This is a genomic window from Streptomyces sp. NBC_01089 (genome assembly GCF_045162975.1).
GTDB lineage: Bacteria > Actinomycetota > Actinomycetes > Streptomycetales > Streptomycetaceae > Streptomyces.
The window spans coordinates 2,441,845-2,457,871 of sequence record NZ_CP108660.1; the positions used below are offsets into that span (position 1 = coordinate 2,441,845).

Here is a 16,027-nt window from a genome sequence, read left to right on the forward strand (position 1 = left end):
TTCAGGCCGGATTGTCCGCGTGCGTCAGGGTCTCCCAGGCCACAAACAGGTTGTCCGTGCCGGCCGGGCGCTGCTTCTCGGTCAGGGCCTGGGTGTTCGTCATGGCGATGCCCAGGCGGTTGTGCAGGGCGTTGAAGCCGACCTCCGTGACCGGGCCGAGGCTGTCCTTGAGGGAGCCGCCGCACAGGGTGGACGGGACGGCCGCGCCCATCATGTACTTCGACTGGAGGCCCAGTGCCTGGCGCAGCCGTTCCTGGATCTCCGGGTAGAGGTCCTGGCCCTGGATACGGCTGGTCTCGGCGATGTGGGAGATCGCCGAGAGGCCGTAGCCGGTGTGTGTCAGGTCGCGGCAGGTCTCCTGGGTGAGTCCGTCCATGAAAGTGGACTGGCCCTGCCAGTACTTGACGATCGCGTCGCGTCCGCTGAGGCCGCTGCCCGGTGCGACCTTCGGCAGGGCGCCGTCCGAGCTGAGGTAGATGTACGCGGGCACCCGGCCGCGGAAGGTCGCGACCGCCTTGTCGTAGGAGGTGCGGTCCTCCAGGAAGACCGAGATGCCGATCGCCGCCTCCGTCATGGACAGCTCCCAGTTGCCGTTGGACTGGGAGCCCTTGATGACCTCGGGCAGATAGACGTCGCGCAGCATGGTGGCGAACCGGTCCGCGCCGGGCCAGCCCGTGTAGGTGTACTTGATGATCTCGGCGGCGCGCGGCCAGACGGACCCGGCCCAGCCGGTCTGCAGGGGTGCGTTGCTGTTGGTGTGCTCCTTGATCACGGCCGACCAGGCGTCCATCAGCTCGATGGACTTCTTGGCGTACCGGTCGTCCCTGGTGATGTACCAGGCGAGCGCGTCGGTGTACGCGGCGATGGCGTCCTCGCGCTCGTCCGTACAACCGTTGTTGGGTTTCGAGTACGAGCCGCACTCGACGTCGGCGCGCGGGGCGGGAGTCCGGGAGAGCGAGGCGTACTTGCTCGCCATCATCTGGGCGTCGGCGCTCTTCCAGGGCTCGGCGCCCGCCTGGACCTTTCCGCGGACGAAGTCGAGCTGCGGGCCGCTGACGAGGACGCCGGGGTGGGTGAAGGCCGCGGGTGCCGCCACGGCCGCCGGTGCGGTCGTGGGGGTGGCGGGCCTCGCGGCCATGGCCGGGTCCATCAGGACCAGGCCGAGGACGCCGGCGAGCGCGGCGGCCACGCCGGTCGACCGGACTCTGCGGCGGCGGGGCGATCGGTGCGAGGTGGTTCCGGTACGCATGTGGGGGGTGCCTTCCGGTAGGAAATCCTCCCGGAGTTCATGGATATGAATAACTCTTGCACTGATGAACTCCGTTGTGGATGTGGAACCTAAAGGCATCTCATGAGCACGTCAAGAGTTGTGTTCGGGAAACGAAAGGGCCCGGCGCCGCGGAGACGGACACCGGACCCTCGCTGAACCTTCTGAGCGTGTGGCCTCTGAGCGTGTGACCTCTGAGCGTGTGTCACCTCAGGAGGACGCCCGCTCCCTCCCCCGTCGCGGCCGTCGGCGCCGCCACGAGCCCCAGCTCGGCGCCGGTCGCGAGCAGTTCGTGCGCGGGCAGGATCCGGACCGTGTAGCCGTAGGGGCCCGTACGGTCCAGGGCGAGCGGCCCCTCGTACAGCAGCCGCCCCTCCAGGTCGGGCCCACCCGCCGGTTTCAGAGCCACGGTCCGCGCGTCGGCGATCCGGTCCTGCTCATCGACCTGGCCCGAAACCGCCTGCACCTCCACGTCGTCGGGCCCCAGCGCACCGAGCGCGACCTGGACCCGCAGCGAAAGGGTGGAGCCCAGCTCTGCCGTGCCGTCGGCCGCGGTCGCCGCGACCGCCTCCACATGGTCGACATGGACCTCCGGCCAGGCCGCCCGCACCCGCGCCTTCCACCCGGCCAGCTCCCGGGCCGCTTCGGGGCCGAGCGACCTGTGGGCGAGAGCGGCGGGCGCGTACAGCCGCTCGACGTACTCGCGCACCATCCGCCCCGCCAGCACCTTCGGCCCCAGGGTGGTCAGCGTGGAGCGGACCATGGACACCCAGCGCTCGGGCAGACCGTCGGCCGTGCGGTCGTAGAAGCGCGGCGCGACCCGGTCCTCGATCAGCGAGTACAGCGCCGCCGACTCCAGCTCGTCGCGCCGGTCCTCGTCCAGGCCCGCGCCGTCCGCGGTGGGGATGGCCCAGCCGAAGTCCGGCTCGAACCACTCGTCCCACCAGCCGTCGAGCACCGAGAGGTTGAGGCAGCCGTTGAGCGCCGCCTTCATCCCTGACGTACCGCACGCCTCCAGCGGGCGCAGCGGATTGTTCAGCCAGACGTCGCAGCCCGGGTAGAGCCGCTCCGCCATCGCCATGCCGTAGTCCGGCAGGAAGACGATGCGGTGGCGCACCCGTGGGTCGTCGGCGAACCGCACCAGCTCCTGCACCAGCCGCTTCCCGCCGTCGTCGGCCGGGTGCGCCTTGCCCGCGACGACGATCTGGATCGGCCTCGTCGGGTGGAGCAGCAGCTCGGTCAGCCGGTCGCGGTCGCGGAGCATCAGCGTCAGGCGCTTGTACGAGGGGACACGCCGGGCGAAGCCGATGGTCAGCACGCCCGGGTCGAGCACCCCGTCGATCCAGCCCAGTTCGGCGTCGGAGGCGCCGCGCCCGCGCCAGGACGCGCGCAGCCTGGTCCGCACCTCGCCGACCAGCTGTTCGCGCAGGGTGCGGCGCAGCTCCCAGACCTCCGCGTCGGGGATGTCGGCCACCGCGTCCCAGCGGTCGGAGCCGCCCACCGACAGCGCGTGCTCGGTGCGTTCGGCGCCGATCCCGCGGACGGCGGTGCGGGTGATCTCGGGCGCCGCCCAGGTCGGCGCGTGCACCCCGTTGGTGATCGAGGTGATCGGCACCTCGTCGGGGTCGAATCCCGGCCACAGCCCGGCGAACATCTCCCGGCTGACGGCGCCGTGCAGCGTGGAGACCCCGTTGGCGCGCTGGGCGAGCCGCAGTCCCATCACCGCCATGTTGAAGAGGCGCGGCTCGCCGCCCGGATAGGTCTCGGTACCCAGCTGGAGTACGCGTCCGGCGTCCACGCCCGGCAGTTCGCCGTCGTCCCCGAAGTGGCGTGCGACCAGATCGCGGTCGAAGCGGTCGATGCCGGCGGGGACGGGGGTGTGGGTGGTGAAGACCGTTCCGGCGCGTACGGACTCCAGCGCGGCGTCGAAGTCCAGCCCCGCGCCACCGAGTTCACGGATGCGCTCCAGGCCGAGGAAGCCGGCGTGGCCCTCGTTGGTGTGGAACACCTCGGGGTCCGGGTGGCCGGTGATCCGGCAGTACGAGCGCAGCGCCCGTACCCCGCCGATCCCGAGGAGCATCTCCTGGAGCAGCCGGTGCTCGCTGCCGCCGCCGTAGAGCCGGTCGGTGACGCCCCGCTCGGCCGGTTCGTTCTCCTCCACGTCGGAGTCGAGCATCAGCAACGGCACGCGGCCGACCTGCGCCTGCCAGATGTGGGCGTGCAGGGAGCGCCCGCCGGGCAGGGTGAGGACGACCCGGCTGGGTGAGCCGTCGGCCTCGCGCAGCAGCGTGACGGGCAGCTCGTCGGGGTCGAGCACCGGGTAGTGCTCCTGCTGCCAGCCCTCGCGGGAGAGCGACTGGCGGAAGTAACCGTGCCGGTAGAGCAGGCCGACCCCGATGAGCGGTACGCCGAGGTCGCTGGCCGCCTTGAGATGGTCGCCGGCCAGGATGCCGAGGCCGCCCGAGTACTGCGGGAGCGCGGCGGTGACGCCGAACTCGGGTGAGAAGTAGCCGATGGCTGCGGGCAGCCCGGCGGGCTGTTCCTGGTACCAGCGCGGTCCGTGCAGATAGGTGTCGAGGCCGTCGGCGGCCTCGGTCAGGTCGCGCAGGAAGCCGGGGTCGGCGGCCAGCTCGGCGAGCCGGGCGGCCGACACCGTACCGAGCAGCCGGACGGGGTCACCGCCGGCCGCCGGGAGGCCATCGGGGTCGACGGCTCTGAACAGGTCCTTGGTCCCGGCGTGCCAGGACCAGCGGAGGTTGCGGGCGAGCTCGCCCAGAGGACGCAGCGGCTCGGGGAGGACGGGGCGGACGGTGAATCGACGAATGGCCTTCACGTGTTCCACCTTCGCAGGGGAGATGCGCATCCAGGGGACGCACAGCGGTGTACGTCCGCACTTCACCCCGAAGGTAACCGCCGGCACTCCCGGCAACCACGGCGCGAGGCCGGCGGCGGCGCGCGCCGGTGCGGCCCCGCCGGGTGGCGCGCCCGCGCGTGTCACTGCGGGCGCTATGGCCGGTTCTCCCCCCTCGCGTGGGCTTGTGGCACTTCGCACCGCGGGTGAGGCTGCTCGGTGAGGCCCGGAGCGGGCCTGGGGGAACTGGAGCGGGTCGGTGGGACCCGGAGCGGAAGGGAGCGTGCCCGGATGGAACGGTCCGTCATCTGCCGGGAGCGGTACGCCCCATGAGGCGCCGTCCGCACCTCCCGTACGCGGTGCACGACCGGCACCCGCCGTGCGCCGTGCGCGCCCCGTGCGGCGCGCTCCGTCAGGTCCGGCCGGCCGCGGCGGCGGCCACCTCCATTTGCCGGTCGGTCTCAGCCAAAGGTGTGAAACCTCGGACGCCCGCACGGCCGGGCACGGCCCGTCCGCGACGCGCGGCCCGCCTGGTCCTTGCCTTGCACATTACGCACGAGTACTTAACTCAGGAGCCGGATTGCCCACCCGAGGAGTGGGGGAAGGCTCCTCCGGTATCCGCCCGAGCGCGCCCCCACCCCTCACCACAGCCTGAGTGAACGCGGACAGGAGCGGTCATGCCCGCAGCCCGCAAGCCATCATCGGACAAGCCGGCCAGAGGGACTCTTCAGACGTCCCCTCAGCCGCCCAAGTCCCCGAAGCCACCGAAGCGGCCGCCCACCGGTCAGCTGATCGGCCGTATCCCGGTGCTCGATGTGCGGCCGAGCGTCGACGGCGGGCGCAGGCCCGCCAAAGCCGTGACGGGTGAGACCTTCCAGGTCACCGCGACGGTCTTCCGTGAGGGCCATGACGCCGTCGCCGCCAATGTCGTCCTGCGCGGCCCGCGCGGCAGGACAGCGCCGTGGGCGCCGATGCGGGAGCTGGCCCCCGGCACCGACCGCTGGGGCGCCGACGTCACCGCGGACCGCGAGGGCCGGTGGACGTACACGGTCGAGGCGTGGAGCGATCCCGTCGCCACCTGGCTGCACACCGCCCGGATCAAGGTCCCGGCGGGCATCGACACGGAGCTGGTGCTCGCCGACGGCGCCGCGCTGTATACACGTGCGGCCGCCGGAGTGCCCAGAAGCAGGGGCAGGCAGGCGGTGCTCGCGGTGGCGGAGGCGCTGGGCGACACCGCGGCCCCGGCCGCCGGCCGTCTCGCGGCCGCGCTCGCGCCGGAGGCGGTGGCGGCGCTCGCCCGCTACCCGCTGCGCGAACTGGTCAGCGCCTCCGAGCCGCTGCCGCTGCTCGTGGAGCGTGAACGGGCGCTGTACGGCTCGTGGTACGAGCTGTTCCCGCGCTCCGAAGGCGCCGTGGTCGAGCAGGGGAAGCCGCAGGTCAGCGGCACCTTCAGGACAGCGGCGAAGCGGCTTTCGGCGGTCGCGGCCATGGGGTTCGACGTGGTCTATCTGCCGCCGGTCCACCCCATCGGCACCACCCACCGCAAGGGCCCCAACAACGCGCTGACCGCGGGGCCCGACGATGTGGGCGTGCCCTGGGCCATCGGCTCACCGGCCGGCGGTCACGACGCCGTCCACCCGGACCTCGGCACCCTGGAGGACTTCGACGACTTCGTCGGGCGCGCCGGTGAGCTGGGCCTGGAGGTCGCGCTCGACTTCGCGCTGCAGTGCTCGCCCGACCACCCCTGGGTGACACAGCACCCCGAGTGGTTCCACCACCGGGCGGACGGCACGATCGCGTACGCGGAGAACCCGCCGAAGAAGTACCAGGACATCTACCCGATCGCCTTCGACCGCGACATGGCGGGGCTGGTCACCGAGACCGTGCGCATCCTGCGCTTCTGGATGGAGCACGGCGTACGGATCTTCCGGGTGGACAACCCGCACACCAAGCCGGTGGTGTTCTGGGAGCAGGTCATCGCCGAGGTCAACGGCCGGGACCCGGACGTGGTCTTCCTGGCCGAGGCGTTCACCAGGCCCGCGATGATGCACACCCTGGGCGCCGTCGGGTTCCAGCAGTCGTACACGTACTTCACCTGGCGGACCGGGAAGCAGGAGCTGACCGAGTACGTCACCGAGCTGGCCGGGGAGTCGGCCGCGGCCATGCGGCCCAACTTCTTCGTGAACACCCCGGACATCCTGCACGCGTACCTCCAGCACGGCGGCCGCCCGGCCTTCGAGGTCCGTGCGGTGCTCGCGGCGACGATGGCACCGTCGTGGGGGGTGTACGCCGGGTACGAGCTGTGCGAGAACAGCACGGCCCGGGCGGGCAGCGAGGACTATCTGGACTCGGAGAAGTACCAGCTGCGACCGCGCGACTGGGAGTCCGCCGAGCGGGAGGGGCGGACCATCGCCCCGCTGATCACCACACTGAACGAGCTGCGGCGGCGCCATCCGGCGCTGCGTCAGCTGCGGTCGGTGCACTTCCACCACACCGACAACGACATGGTCATCGCGTACTCGAAATCGGTGTCCGTGCCGGACTCCACGGCGGGCTCCACGGCGGTCTCCACGCCGGGCGGAGACCCCGCTGGTTCGAACACGGTTCTGATTGTCGTCAACCTTGACCCGCACCACACCCAGGAGGCCACGGTCTCGTTGGACATGCCGGATCTCGGCCTGGAATGGCACGAATCCGTCCCGGTGCGCGACGAGCTCACCGGCGAGACCTACCACTGGGGCAGGGCCAACTATGTGCGTCTGGAGCCGGGCAGCACGCCCGCGCACATCCTGGTGCTGCGACCGTCCCCGCCGATCGGAGGGTCACCCACATCATGATTGTCAATGAGCCTGTCCACGACAAATTCGAGGACACTCCCACCAAGGACCGTGACCCCGACTGGTTCAAACGCGCCGTCTTCTACGAGGTCCTGGTCAGGTCGTTCCAGGACAGCAACGGGGACGGTGTCGGTGACCTCAAGGGCATCACCGCCAAACTGGACTACCTCCAGTGGCTCGGCGTCGACTGCCTCTGGCTGCCGCCGTTCTTCAAGTCGCCCCTGCGGGACGGCGGTTACGACGTGGCGGACTACACGTCAGTGCTGCCGGAGTTCGGCGACCTCGCCGACTTCGTCGAGTTCGTCGACGCCACCCACCAGCGCGGCATGCGCGTGATCATCGACTTCGTCATGAACCACACGAGCGACCAGCACGAGTGGTTCCAGGAGTCGCGCAAGGACCCGGACGGACCGTACGGCGACTACTACATCTGGGCCGACGACGACAAGCAGTTCGCGGACGCCCGGATCATCTTCGTCGACACGGAGAGCTCCAACTGGACCTTCGACCCGGTGCGCAAGCAGTACTACTGGCACCGGTTCTTCTCCCACCAGCCGGATCTCAACTACGAGAACCCGGTGGTGCAGGAGGAGATCATCTCGGCGCTGCGCTTCTGGCTCGACCTGGGCATCGACGGATTCCGCCTCGACGCGGTCCCGTACCTCTACCAGGTCGAGGGCACCAACTGCGAGAACCTCCCGCAGACCCACGCCTTCATGAAGCGGGTGCGCGCCGAGATCGACGCGGGCTACCCGGACACGGTGCTGCTCGCCGAGGCCAACCAGTGGCCGGAGGACGTCGTCGACTATTTCGGCGACTTCAAGAAGGGCGGCGACGAGTGCCACATGGCATTCCACTTCCCGGTGATGCCGCGCATCTTCATGGCGGTGCGCCGGGAGTCCCGCTACCCGGTGTCGGAGATCCTGGCCAAGACCCCGGCGATCCCGAAGAACGCCCAGTGGGGCATCTTCCTGCGCAACCACGACGAGCTGACGCTCGAAATGGTCACGGACGAAGAGCGCGACTACATGTACGCGGAGTACGCCAAGGATCCGCGGATGCGGGCCAACATCGGGATCCGCAGGCGGCTCGCACCCCTGCTGGACAACGACCGCAACCAGATCGAACTGTTCACCGCGCTGCTGCTCTCCCTGCCCGGTTCGCCGATCCTCTACTACGGCGACGAGATCGGCATGGGCGACAACATCTGGCTCGGTGACCGGGACGCGGTCCGTACGCCCATGCAGTGGACCCCCGACCGGAACGCCGGCTTCTCGTCCAGCGACCCGGGACGGCTCTACCTGCCGACCATCATGGACCCGGTCTACGGCTACCAGGTGACGAACGTCGAGGCGTCCATGGCCTCGCCCGCCTCACTGCTGCACTGGACCCGCCGGATGATCGAGATCCGTAAACAGAACCCGGCCTTCGGCCTCGGTTCGTACACCGAGCTGCCGTCGTCCAACCCGGCCGTCCTCGCCTTCCTCCGGGAGTACAAGGACGACCTGGTGCTGTGCGTGCACAATTTCTCCCGGTTCGCACAGCCGACGGAGCTCGATCTGGGCACCTTTACCGGGCGCCATCCGGTCGAGCTGATCGGCGGGGTGCGCTTCCCCCCGATCGGTGAACTGCCGTATCTCCTGACCCTCGCGGGGCACGGCTTCTACTGGTTCCGCTTGCGCAAGGACGCCCCCACCGTGTGACGGCGGGCCCGGGGCGGGCCGGTTTCCGCCGCCCCGCCCCGGGCACCCTTCTCACTGGTACCGCGGCACCAGCACCCGGCCCACAGAGCCGTAGGGCCTTTCGATCGGATCAGGGCCGTAGTCCATCTGGTCCATCCTCACCCGCACCGTCCCGCACAGCCGGATTCCCGCCCCCATTGCGTTCAGCATGGGAGGCGACCCCACGCAATCCGGGACACTCTGCGCATCGTGTGGTGTGCCCGGGAAAGGACGCGATGCCATGTCCAAGGCTGCATCCACCCGGAACAGCGCGCGCTCCGCCGGGTCGTCCGGCCCCCTCCGCCTCCTCGACTCGCTCGCCCCCCTGCTGCACGAGTGGCTGCCCCGGCAGCGCTGGTTCGCGGGCAAGGGCCGGCCCGTCACCTCCTTCACCCTGGTCTCGGCCACCGAACTGCTGCCGGTCGGCGCCGCACCCGGCCTGCTCCATCTGCTGATCCGTGCCGACCAGGACTCCCCCGCGACCGGCGACTGCTACCAGCTGCTGCTCGGCGTACGGACCTCACTGCCGCCGCGCCTGGCCGCCGCGCTGATCGGCCGGGCCCGCACCGGACCGCTGGCCGGGTCCGTGCTGTACGACGCGCTGCTCGACCCCCGGCTGACCGGGCTGCTCTTCGAGCGGCTGCGCGCGCCCGGCCGCATCGGCGCGCTGCGCTTCGACCGCGACCCGAACGCCGACATCCCCGCCGGGCTGCCCGCCAGACCGCTGGGCGCCGAGCAGTCCAACACCTCGCTGGTCTACGGCGATACGTTCATCCTGAAGGTCTTCCGCCGGGTCCACCCCGGCTCGAACCCGGACCTGGAGCTGCCGCTCGCGCTGGCCCAGGCCGGCTGCGCCCGGGTCCCGGCGCCCGTCGCCTGGTACGAGACCACGGAGCCTGAGCCCGCCACGCTGGGGGTGCTCCAGCCGTTCCTCTCGGGGTCCGAGGACGGCTGGCAGCTGGCACTGCTCGCGCTCGCCGACGGCCACGACTTCGCGGCGGGCGCCCGCGCGCTGGGCCGGGCGACGGCCGAGGTGCACGGGACGCTGGCGTCCGCGCTGCCCACCGCGGTCCTGCGCAAGCGGCAGATACAGCATCTCGCCGCGGAGATGACGGAGCGTCTGGAGCTGACGGCTCAGGCGGTCCCCGCGCTGGCGCCGTATGTGGCGGGGCTGCGCACCGCCTTCGACGCGATCGCCGACCTCGGCCACGCGGGCCGCACCTGGGCCGCCCAGCGCATCCACGGCGATCTGCATCTGGGCCAGAGCCTGCGGGCCAGGGACGGCGAGTGGTCGGTCATCGACTTCGAGGGCGAACCGGCCAGGCCGCTCGCCGAACGCACCCGCCCGCAGCCCGTGGTCCGCGACGTGGCGGGGATGCTGCGCTCCTTCGACTACGCGGCGCGCACCCACCGGCCCTGGTCCCCGAAGTGGGCGACCGGCTGCCGTGACGCGTACTGCGAGGGGTACGCGTCGGTGTCCGGCGCCGACCCGCGCGCCGAGCCGGAGCTGCTGCGCGCCTACGAGACCGACAAGGCGGTGTACGAGGTCCTCTACGAGGCCAGGAACCGCCCCGACTGGCTGCCCGTCCCGATGGCCGCGATCGAGCGGCTCTCACTGCCCGAACCCCCTGTTTTCCACCGTGCGCCGAAGCTGCCGAGGAGGCCGCCCCAGTGACCGCCCGTCCCCCGTCCCGCACTCCGTCGCCCGCCGAACCCGAGCCCGCCCCGTCCACGGACACCACGGCCACCGCGGACACCACCCACAGCACCGAGCCCGCGGCCGTTCTGCCGTCCCAGCCGACCGGCGGGGTACGCCCGGCCGAGACACTCGGCGCAGCCGACCGGGAGCGGCTGCTCAGCGGCGGTCACCACGACCCGCACGCGCTGCTCGGCGCCCATCCGGTCAGCGGCGGTATCGCCGTCCGGGCGCTGCGGCCGTACGCCCGCTCCGTCACCGTGGTCGGGAAGGGGCTCCGTGCCGAACTGCACGACGACGGCGACGGCTTCTTCTCCGGGCTGCTGCCGCTGCGCACCGTCCCGGAGTACGCGCTGCTCGTCGCGTACGACGGAGCCGAGACCGAGCTCCACGACCCGTACCGCTTCCTGCCCACCCTCGGTGAGCTGGATCTGCATCTGATCGGCGAGGGCCGCCACGAGGAGCTGTGGAAGGCGCTCGGCGCGCAGCCGATGACCGTGCAGGGCGTCACCGGCACCCGCTTCACCGTCTGGGCGCCGGACGCGCGCGGGGTGCGGGTCAGTGGTGACTTCAACTACTGGGACGGCACCGCGTATCCGATGCGGTCGCTCGGGTCGTCCGGGGTGTGGGAGCTGTTCCTGCCGGGCATCGGCGAGGGCGCGCTCTACAAGTTCGACCTGATGCGCCCGGACGGCAGCCACACCCTGCGCGCCGACCCGATGGCGCGGCGCACCGAGGTGCCGCCCGCCACCGCGTCCGTGGTGACCGAGTCCCACCACCGCTGGCAGGACGCGCAGTGGATGGCGCACCGGGCCGACCGTCCGGTCCACCAGGCGCCCTTCTCGGTGTACGAGGTGCATCTGCCGTCCTGGCGACCCGGCCTGACGTACCGCCAGTTGGCGACGCAGCTGCCCGCGTACGTCCAGGACCTGGGCTTCACGCATGTGGAGCTGATGCCGGTGTCGGAGCACCCCTTCGGCGGCTCGTGGGGCTACCAGGTCACCGGTTTCTACGCGCCGACGTCCCGGATGGGCACACCGGACGACTTCCGGTATCTGGTGGACTCGCTGCACCGTGCGGGTATCGGTGTCCTGATGGACTGGGTGCCCGCGCACTTCCCGAAGGACGACTGGGCGCTGGCGCGGTTCGACGGCCGGCCGCTGTACGAGCACTCCGACCCGGCGCGCGCCGAGCACCCCGACTGGGGCACGCTCGAATTCGACTACGGCCGCACCGAGGTGCGTAACTTTCTGGTCGCCAACGCCACTTACTGGTGCGAGGAGTTCCACATCGACGGGCTGCGGGTGGACGCCGTCGCCTCGATGCTCTATCTGGACTACTCACGCGAGGAAGGCCAGTGGTCGCCGAACGAGCACGGCGGCCGGGAGAACCCGGACGCGGTGGCCTTCCTCCAGGAGATGAACGCGACGGTCTACCGCCGCAACCCCGGGGTGGTGACGATCGCCGAGGAGTCGACCGCCTGGGACGGCGTCACGCGCGCCACCGACCAGGTCGGCGCGGGCGGCTTCGGGGGGCTCGGTTTCGGGCTGAAGTGGAACATGGGGTGGATGCACGACTCGCTGGAGTACGTGGCGAAGGAGCCGGTGCACCGCAAGTACCACCACAACGAGATGACGTTCTCGATGGTGTACGCGTTCAGTGAGAACTACGTCCTGCCCATCTCGCACGACGAGGTGGTGCACGGCAAACAGGCGCTGGTCTCGAAGATGCCGGGCGACTGGTGGCAGCAGCGCGCCACGCACCGCGCGTATCTGGGCTTCATGTGGGCCCACCCGGGCAAGCAACTCCTCTTCATGGGGCAGGAGTTCGCCCAGGGCGCCGAGTGGTCGGAGGCGCACGGACCCGACTGGTGGCTGCTCGACCCGTCGTACGGTGCGGCGCACGACCACCGCGGGGTACGGGACCTGGTGCGCGACCTGAACGCGGTGTATGCCGCGGCCCCCGCGCTGTGGCAGCGGGACACCGACCCGGGCGGCTTCGACTGGGTGGCGGGCGACGCGGCGGAGGACAACGTCTTCGCGTTCCTGCGCTACGACGCGCAGGGCGCACCGCTCCTGTCGGTCTCCAACTTCTCGCCCGTGGTGCGGCACGAGTACCGGCTCGGTGTGCCGGACTCGGTGCCGGAGTGGCGCGAGGTGCTCAACACCGACACCGGTCTCTACGGCGGCGGCGACATCCGCAACACGGAGCCGCTGAAGCCGGAGCCGGTGCCGTACCACGGGCGCGCTTCGAGCATCGGGCTGACGCTGCCGCCGCTGGCGACGGTGTGGCTCAGGCCCTGAGGCCACTGTTCGCAGAGGTGTCCCCGGGGGCGCGGCGGCGTGCGAAGGTCCACGCCACCGCGCCCTCCCGCCGTCACGGGCGGCGCTCCGCCGCCTCCCCGACGCACTCCGGCAGCGCGCCTGTCGTGTGCACGATGCCGGCTCGCTGGGTCGCCCGGGTCAGCGCCACATACAGATCGCTGGTGCCGCGCGGCGAGCCCGAGAGGATCAGTCCGGGCTCGGCCACGATCACCGTGTCGAACTCCAGCCCCTTCGCCTGCCGGGGATCGAGCAGCACGACCGGCCGGTGCAGATCGGGCTCGCCCCCTTCGACGTCCGGAAGCGCGGCGGCCAGTTCGCGGTGGAGCACGGCCGGGGCGATCACCGCGAGCCTGCGCTCGTCGGCGCGCTCCTCCGCGACCGCGGCGGCGACGGCGCCCGGCAGGTCGTCGGTGGCCCGCACCCAGGGGCGTACGCCGGTGGAGCGGATCGAGCGCGGCGGCCGGAAGGACGGGTCGGCGGCGGCCGGGACCGCGGCCGCGAGCTCCATGATCTCGGCGGGGGTGCGGTAGTTGATGCCGAGCCGCACCTGCTCGTACCGGTCATCGACGTACGGGGCGAGCATCGTCGCCCAGTCGCCCACGCCGCCCGGCTCCGCGGTCTGCGCGGGGTCGCCGACCAGGGTCATCGAGCGGGTCGGCGAGCGCCGCATGAGCAGCCGCCACACCATCGGCGACAGCTCCTGCGCCTCGTCCACGATGATGTGGCCGAAGGCCCAGGTGCGGTCGGCCGCCGCGCGTTCGGCGGCGCTGCGGTGGTCGGCCTCCTCGTGGCGCTCGGCCATCCGCTCGGCGTCGATGATGTCGTGCGCCGCGAGCAGTTCGGACTCCTCGTCCTCGAACTCGAAGGACTCGGAGCCCAGCGACAGGTCGAGGACACCCTGGGCGAACGCGACCTGCTCCTGGCGGGCGGCCTCGGCCGCGGCGCGTACCGCGGAGTCGTCCTCGCCGAGCAGTTCGGCGGCCTCGTCGAGCAGCGGGACGTCGGCGGGCGTCCAGTCGCCGCTCTTGCGGCGGATGGCCTCGGCGTCGGCGTCCGGCAGGTGCACCGGGTCGGTGAGGTAGTCGGCGACGACCTGCTGCGGGGTGAGGGTGGGCCACAACTCCTCGATGGCCGCGTGCACTTCGGGGCTGGAGGCGACCGCCTTGCCGATCTGCGCGAGGTCGTCGGGGCCCAGGAAGTTGGGCCCGCCGTACGGGTCGGCGCCGAGCCGGTCGGCCAGCTGCGCGGTCAGGTCGTCGATGATCCGGAACGCGAAGTGCGGGCGGGCCAGGTTGTGCGGCAGCAGCGTCGCGCGGGCCCGCTCACGGGCGGCGTCGGCAATGGTCCAGTCGAGCAGCAGATCGCCGTCGTCGTGCGGGATGACCAGGGGCTCACCGGGTTCAGGCGTGCGCTGGAGGTCGCGTACGAAGGCGGCCAGCGCGTCCGCCATGCCGGTGCGCCCCTTGACGGCGGCGGCCGCCGGGGTGTCCGTACCGGTGGCGGTCACGCCGGGGAACAGCTCCCCCGGTGTGGCGAGCAGCACGCCCGTCTCGCCGAGCGAGGGCAGCACCTCGCCGATGTAGCCGAGGAAGGCCGGGTTGGGGCCGACGACCAGGACGGCCCTGCGGGCGAGCTGGTCGCGGTGTGCGTAGAGGAGGTACGCGGCACGGTGCAGCGCGACCGCGGTCTTGCCGGTGCCGGGGCCGCCCTCGACGACGAGGATCCCGTGGTGCGGGGCGCGGATGATCTCGTCCTGTTCGGCCTGGATGGTCTGCACGATGTCGTGCATCCGGCCGGTGCGCGCGGAGTCCAGTGCCGCGAGGAGCACCGCGTCGGCGTCGGAGCCCTCGTGTCCGGTCCGCTCGGTGTCGGTGAGGTCGAGGATCTCGTCGTGCAGCGCGGTGACGGTACGGCCCTCGGTGGTGAGGTGCCTGCGGCGGCGCAGCCCCATCGGGGAATGCCCGGTGGCGAGGTAGAAAGGCCGCGCGATCTCGGCCCGCCAGTCGATCACCAGTGGGACGCGTTCGTTGTTCTCGTCCGCCTCTTCGCGGATTCCGATACGGCCGATGTGGTAGCGGGATCCGTCGGTGAAATCAATACGGCCGAAACAGAGTCCGGATTCCACCGAATTCAGCGCGCTGAGCAGCCCGGACCGTTCGGCGACCAGCACATCGCGCTCGACCCGCGCCTGAAGCCCCTTGCCCACCTGGGCGAACGAGCCCTGGACAGCGGCTTCGGCGCGCTCCCTGAGCGCGTCCAGCCGCCCGTAGAGCCGTGAGACGAATTGCTGCTCGTTCTGCAATTCCTCGGTTGACAATGCAGCTCCTGACGCGATACGGTGCCGTTATAAGAGTTCTTCTTGTTCTGCTCTGCGCAAAGACAAGAAGCTCTCACTGTACGCGCAGCAATACCCCGGACGCCAATTCGCCCGGGGTATTTTTTGTGCGGTCTTTCCCGTACGGTCACCGGCCGGTTCCAGCGCCGGCGCGTACCAGCACCGGCCTCTGCCCCTGCCCCGTCCCCGCGTCAGAGCACGTCGGCCAGCTCCTGGAGCAGCCGGCGCTTCGGGCGGGCGCCCACCATCGACTTCACCGGCTCCCCGTCGCGGAAGACCATCAGGGTCGGCATCGACAGCACGCCGTACCTGACCATGACCTCCGGGTTGCTGTCGACGTCGAGCTGGACGACCTTGAGCCGTCCGGTTTCCTCCTCCGCCACGGCGCTGAGCACGGGTGCGAGCTGGCGGCACGGCCCGCACCAGTCGGCGGTGAACTCGACCAGGACGGGCAGTCCGGCCGCGAGCACCTCGCTGTCGAAATCGGCGTCGGTCACGGCATCGACGCCCTCGGTGTGGATCATCTCGGTTGTTCCTCCCACTCGTTCTCCGGCACGGCTCCGCCGGACAGTTCGCAGCGCGGCTCGGGGCCGCCGGGCAACTCCGCCTCGGCGCGGGCCAGTTCCGCACCCACCCGGGCGCGGACGCCCTGGAGCTCCCCGATCAGGGCGTCCAGCTCGGACAGCTTGCGGCGGTAGACGGCGAGTGAGGCGGGGCAGACGTCCCCTGCCGGGTGCCCGGCGCGCAGGCACTCGACGAACGGCCTGGTCTCCTCCAGGTCGAAGCCGAAGTCCTGGAGCGTCCTGATCTGCTGGAGCAGCCGCAGATCGTCCTCGTCGTAGGTCCGGTAGCCGTTCACCGCCCGCCGGGCGGGCAGCAGTTCCCGGGACTCGTAGTAGCGCAGAGCACGGGTGGTGGTACCGGCCCGCTCCGCCAGCTCGCCGATTCGCATGCCCCGACGGTAATCCTTGACGTCGGCGTCAAGGCAAGAGCGAA

Annotated in this window: 9 protein-coding genes; 4 read left to right on the top strand and 5 right to left on the bottom strand. The window is 71.1% G+C overall.

Annotation, left to right across the window (positions count from 1 at the left end):
* Position 1 precedes the first annotated feature (1 nt).
* Together OG510_RS10680 and glgP are read right to left on the bottom strand one after the other, a co-directional pair.
* Complete coding sequence (locus tag OG510_RS10680) at positions 2-1,249, bottom strand: alginate lyase family protein (protein WP_406136556.1); 1,248 nt, start codon at positions 1,247-1,249, stop codon at positions 2-4.
* Between the two features lie 223 nt (positions 1,250-1,472).
* The gene (glgP, locus tag OG510_RS10685; protein ID WP_406136557.1) at positions 1,473-4,100 is read right to left on the bottom strand and encodes an alpha-glucan family phosphorylase; all 2,628 of its coding nucleotides are present in this window, start codon (positions 4,098-4,100) and stop codon (positions 1,473-1,475) included.
* Between the two features lie 806 nt (positions 4,101-4,906).
* Between glgP and OG510_RS10690 the strand changes: the two genes are divergently transcribed.
* The 4 genes from OG510_RS10690 to glgB all read left to right on the top strand — a co-directional run bounded on the left by OG510_RS10690 (position 4,907) and on the right by glgB (position 12,675).
* On the top strand, positions 4,907-6,955 hold the full coding sequence (locus OG510_RS10690; RefSeq protein ID WP_406142359.1) for an alpha-1,4-glucan--maltose-1-phosphate maltosyltransferase: 2,049 nt from the start codon (positions 4,907-4,909) through the stop codon (positions 6,953-6,955).
* Positions 6,952-8,658, top strand: coding sequence for a maltose alpha-D-glucosyltransferase (treS, locus tag OG510_RS10695; RefSeq protein ID WP_406136558.1), 1,707 nt, complete (start codon positions 6,952-6,954; stop codon positions 8,656-8,658). The genes OG510_RS10690 and treS overlap by 4 nt, the downstream gene beginning before the upstream one ends.
* A 259-nt stretch (positions 8,659-8,917) precedes the next feature.
* Complete coding sequence (locus OG510_RS10700) at positions 8,918-10,351, top strand: maltokinase N-terminal cap-like domain-containing protein (RefSeq protein WP_406136559.1); 1,434 nt, start codon at positions 8,918-8,920, stop codon at positions 10,349-10,351.
* Positions 10,352-10,461: 110 nt separating this feature from the next.
* Complete coding sequence (glgB, locus tag OG510_RS10705) at positions 10,462-12,675, top strand: 1,4-alpha-glucan branching enzyme (RefSeq protein WP_406142360.1); 2,214 nt, start codon at positions 10,462-10,464, stop codon at positions 12,673-12,675.
* Between the two features lie 73 nt (positions 12,676-12,748).
* On the opposite strand, the gene OG510_RS10710 is transcribed toward glgB, so the two are convergent.
* The 3 genes from OG510_RS10710 to OG510_RS10720 all read right to left on the bottom strand — a co-directional run bounded on the left by OG510_RS10710 (position 12,749) and on the right by OG510_RS10720 (position 15,983).
* On the bottom strand, positions 12,749-15,013 hold the full coding sequence (locus tag OG510_RS10710; protein ID WP_406136560.1) for a HelD family protein: 2,265 nt from the start codon (positions 15,011-15,013) through the stop codon (positions 12,749-12,751).
* Positions 15,014-15,222: 209 nt separating this feature from the next.
* Positions 15,223-15,555, bottom strand: a complete 333-nt coding sequence (gene trxA, locus OG510_RS10715; RefSeq protein WP_406136561.1) for a thioredoxin — start codon at positions 15,553-15,555, stop codon at positions 15,223-15,225.
* Positions 15,552-15,983, bottom strand: coding sequence for a MerR family transcriptional regulator (locus OG510_RS10720; RefSeq protein WP_406136562.1), 432 nt, complete (start codon positions 15,981-15,983; stop codon positions 15,552-15,554). Before OG510_RS10720 ends, trxA begins: the two co-directional genes overlap by 4 nt.
* Positions 15,984-16,027: the final 44 nt, after the last annotated feature.

Bases quoted from the DNA above. Each gene is read 5' to 3' on its own strand.
- OG510_RS10680 (WP_406136556.1), bottom strand. From the start codon at position 1,249: ATGCGTACCGGAACCACCTCGCACCGATCGCCCCGCCGCCGCAGAGTC.
- treS (WP_406136558.1), top strand. From the start codon at position 6,952: ATGATTGTCAATGAGCCTGTCCACGACAAATTCGAGGACACTCCCACC.
- OG510_RS10700 (WP_406136559.1), top strand. From the start codon at position 8,918: ATGTCCAAGGCTGCATCCACCCGGAACAGCGCGCGCTCCGCCGGGTCG.
- trxA (WP_406136561.1), bottom strand. From the start codon at position 15,555: ATGATCCACACCGAGGGCGTCGATGCCGTGACCGACGCCGATTTCGAC.
- OG510_RS10720 (WP_406136562.1), bottom strand. From the start codon at position 15,983: ATGCGAATCGGCGAGCTGGCGGAGCGGGCCGGTACCACCACCCGTGCT.